A 3,669-nucleotide genomic window follows, 5' to 3' on the forward strand; every position below is an offset into this window, starting at 1 on the left:
GATTTTTTCTCAAAAAGAACCCAGTATTTATGCAGGATAATACTCATTAAAGTTTTCCGGATCCTATTTACTTGGTTGGGTAAAAAGATTGAAAATTCGTTACTTTTAATGTATGCTATATAAACATTACGTTGCGTAAAAATAAGCGAAACATAGAAAGGAGACGCTAATAATGTTCAATATGCACCATATCAGACATAATCGTTATAGCAGCTCCTTGTTATGTTTTATTATCGTATGTATTCTGGTAGTATGTACTTCTAATGAGAAGCCGGAGTTTGAGAAACTTTCATATTCGGGTTCAAATACCTCCAGTTCGATAACATCGTCGGGGAATGAGTTTTATGATCTTGTTTCTGACGAAATAACCAATTATTCGGTAATTAAAAGTATTGTTTCAAAGAAACCTGTTGCAGGAAAAACCATCGGCTCCAGGGAGCAACTGACCTATGCTGTAATAGGTGGTCTGTTTATACTTGTCGGTATATGTGTATTCTTTCTACTGTTTTTCTTTAGAGAATTAACAACAAGTCATCATTTTATCATTACTTATATCCATAATCTGGATGGAATGAAACCCTAGTCTCAATTAAATACATAACACGTAGTCAGGTGAACGTAGGATACGTTTGCCTTGTTTTGCTATGGAAAAGAGAGATGGAGGTTATAAGATCACAGATTGAAAACTCGGAGGTAAGAGAAATGCTTACAAATATAATAGTAGCCATAATGAGTGTAATAGCTATAGCAGCAGGGATTTGGGTCTGGTGGCTGGAAAATGGCGGTTCGTCTGAAGATTCTAAAAAGGATGATGATATAAAGTACAACGACATAGAAGAAACAGAAGGGAAAAGTAAAGATGAGAAAAACTAAGATTATATGCACAATAGGACCGGCAAGTGCCGGCGAAGAGATACTTACCAAAATGTGCCAATCCGGAATGAATGTGGCAAGATTGAACTTCTCTCACGGAACACATGAGGAACATTTGGAAAAGATCAAGATGATAAAGAAGGTCAGAGAGAAGCTGGGCTATCCGTTGCCGATTATGCTTGATACCAAAGGACCGGAGTACAGGATCAGGGGTTTTAAAAACAGGAAAGAAACCCTGCAGGATGGACAGACCTTTACATTTACTACGAGAGATGTTTCAGGGGATGCGACTATTGTTTCCGTAAACTATGCAGCCCTTGTGTCAGAATTAAAGGTTGGTGACAGGATACTTGTAAATAATGGTTTGCTCATTTTTGAAGTCAAGGAATTGACGGAAACAGACATAGTGTGCGATGTCATAGCCGGCGGAGAAATCTCAGATCATAAAAGCATGAATTTTCCGGGGCATGTGTTCAAAGGTGATTTCCTCAGTGAAGCTGATAAATCCGATCTGTTGTTTGGTATTGAGAATGATATTGATTTTGTTGCGGCATCTTTTGTGTCTAACAAAGAAAATGTCAGTGAACTCAGGAATTTTCTTGATGAAAACGGAGGCAAGGATATTGATATTATCGCCAAGATTGAGAACAGATCCGGTGTGGATAATATTGATGAGATATGTGAAATCGCTGATGGGGTAATGGTGGCGAGAGGAGACTTGGGCGTTGAGATTCCATTTATTGAAGTACCAGCTATCCAGAAATACCTTATCAAGAAATGCAGACTTCTCGGAAAAAGGGTTATTACCGCAACGGAGATGCTTGAATCCATGATACATAATCCCAGACCTACGAGGGCAGAGATTTCGGATGTTGCCAATGCTGTATATGATGGTTCTTCTGCCATAATGCTTTCCGGGGAATCTGCTGCGGGGAAATATCCTGTTGAAGCTGTAAGGAATATGGCAGAGATCGCAGAGTATACAGAAAAGAATATTGACTATGTGAAAAGATTTTACAGAACGGATTATGTCATAAAGAACAATCTGGATGCACTCTCACATGCCACATGTGCAATGGCAATCGATACCAAGGCAAAGGGAATCGTAATAAGTTCCATATCCGGGATGACTGTCAGAATGGTAAGCCGGTTCAGGTGCCCGGTGGATATAGTCGGTATGACGACTTCGCAAAAGGCATGGCGGAAGTTGAACCTCAGTTGGGGAGTTACTCCTGTCATGAGTGATGAATTTGAATCGGTCGATGTCATGTTCTACCATGCGAGTCGACATGCTATGGATATTCTTGAACTTAAAAGTGGAGACAATATCATACTTACCGGTGGACAGGCCAGCAAACAATCAGGCAGTACCAACACAATACGCCTGGAAACGATAAGGTAGAGGAGGTATGTTTCTATGAATATTTTGCTTCAAATATTGCTTCTGGTGGTAGGTTTTGTATGTCTTGTTAAGGGCGCTGATATGTTCGTAGGTGGAAGCTCAGCACTCGCCAGGAATTTTAATGTTCCCGGGTTGATCATAGGATTAACGATCGTTGCGCTTGGGACAAGTACACCGGAAATGGCAGTCAGTACAGTTGCAGCGTTTCAGGGTTCAAACGAGATCGCACTCAGTAACGTTGTAGGCTCCAATATTTTTAATCTATTGGGTATTCTTGGAATATGTGCGATCATTTATCCTCTTCCGGTTGATGGGATTGTATTAAAGCGGGATTTCCCTGTTGCGATCATCACCACTATACTGCTTTTACTGGTGTCCTGCGGTTCAGTATTGTTTAATGGACACTTTGCCGAATACGGTATGGATCGTGAAGTTGCCGTTGTATCGCGGCCGGTGGCATTTATCTTTGTGGTAATGTTTATCGGGTATATTGTTTTCCTGGTCTTAAAAGAGAGGAAAAATCCAACCGATGACGAGCAAACCGGCAAAGAGCCTATGTGGAAGTGTTTATTGTATATTGTGATCGGACTTGTGATGATCCTTGTGGGAGGACAGGTTGTAGTAAACTGCGCAAAAGAAATCGCAAGAGCAGCCGGTATGACAGAGACGCTGATAGGGCTTACAATCGTGGCTATCGGAACATCCCTTCCGGAACTGGTCACATCTGAAGTTGCCGCCAGAAAGGGTGAAACCGGTATGGCGATTGGAAACGTTATTGGTTCTAATATTTTTAATCTTCTGTTCATTTTGGGAATTTCGGCATTGATCCATCCTGTATCGATCAATATGGCTTCTGTATATGACCTGATGATACTCGTAGTAGTCAGTGGAATATCTTATATATTTGCCTTTACCTCGAGGAGAATTGCACGTGGCGAAGGAATATTGATGCTTATGATTTATGCTGCAGATGTTGTATTTGCAATACTCAGATAATAAATGATTGTAGATTGGAGGATGTGATGAGTTTGTTTTCGGTTTTTACATTATTGGGTGGTCTTGCCTTTTTCATATATGGGATGAATCAGATGTCACATAGTCTTGAGCGCATTGCCGGAAGCAAAATGGAGCGGATTATAAATAAGATGACAAAGAACCGCCTAAGCGGACTTCTTATGGGGTGTATTATTACCGTTGCTATCCAGAGTTCATCGGCTGTAACTGTAATGCTTGTTGGACTGGTTAACTCCGGACTTATGAATATAGGCAATACTGTCGCTGTTATCATGGGATCAAATATAGGAACAACCATAACAGCCTGGCTTATGAGCCTTGTGGGAATATCCAGTGATAATGTGTTTGTAAAAATGCTGAAACCGGAGTCATTTTCTCCG

General features: G+C 40.7%; 5 protein-coding genes. All 5 read left to right on the forward strand.

Features of this window, described 5'->3' with window-relative positions:
* The first annotated feature begins 172 nt into the window (after positions 1 to 172).
* Positions 173 to 583, forward strand: a complete 411-nt coding sequence (locus QZZ35_RS09925) for a hypothetical protein (protein ID WP_291237255.1) — start codon at positions 173 to 175, stop codon at positions 581 to 583.
* A 119-nt stretch (positions 584 to 702) separates the two neighbouring features.
* The gene (locus tag QZZ35_RS09930) at positions 703 to 873 is read left to right on the forward strand and encodes a hypothetical protein (protein ID WP_291237256.1); all 171 of its coding nucleotides are present in this window, start codon (positions 703 to 705) and stop codon (positions 871 to 873) included.
* A complete protein-coding gene (gene pyk, locus QZZ35_RS09935) occupies positions 860 to 2,275 on the forward strand; it encodes a pyruvate kinase (RefSeq protein WP_291237257.1) in 1,416 nt (471 codons plus the stop codon). The genes QZZ35_RS09930 and pyk overlap by 14 nt, the downstream gene beginning before the upstream one ends.
* A gap of 15 nt (positions 2,276 to 2,290) precedes the next feature.
* Positions 2,291 to 3,271 carry a calcium/sodium antiporter gene (locus tag QZZ35_RS09940; protein WP_291237258.1) on the forward strand — a complete coding sequence of 327 codons (981 nt, stop codon included), beginning with the start codon at positions 2,291 to 2,293 and terminating at the stop codon, positions 3,269 to 3,271.
* Positions 3,272 to 3,297: 26 nt separating this feature from the next.
* Positions 3,298 to 3,669 (forward strand): Na/Pi symporter (locus QZZ35_RS09945; RefSeq protein WP_291237259.1); only part of this gene is annotated, 372 nt, incomplete at its 3' end.

Origin of the sequence: Frisingicoccus sp. (genome assembly GCA_016298055.1) — a bacterium.
In the GTDB taxonomy this organism is placed as follows: Bacteria; Bacillota; Clostridia; order Lachnospirales; family Lachnospiraceae; genus Frisingicoccus.

Coding starts and splice junctions, on each gene's coding strand:
- QZZ35_RS09925 (WP_291237255.1), top strand. CDS start 173: ATGTTCAATATGCACCATATCAGACATAATCGTTATAGCAGCTCCTTG.
- QZZ35_RS09930 (WP_291237256.1), top strand. CDS start 703: ATGCTTACAAATATAATAGTAGCCATAATGAGTGTAATAGCTATAGCA.
- pyk (WP_291237257.1), top strand. CDS start 860: ATGAGAAAAACTAAGATTATATGCACAATAGGACCGGCAAGTGCCGGC.
- QZZ35_RS09940 (WP_291237258.1), top strand. CDS start 2,291: ATGAATATTTTGCTTCAAATATTGCTTCTGGTGGTAGGTTTTGTATGT.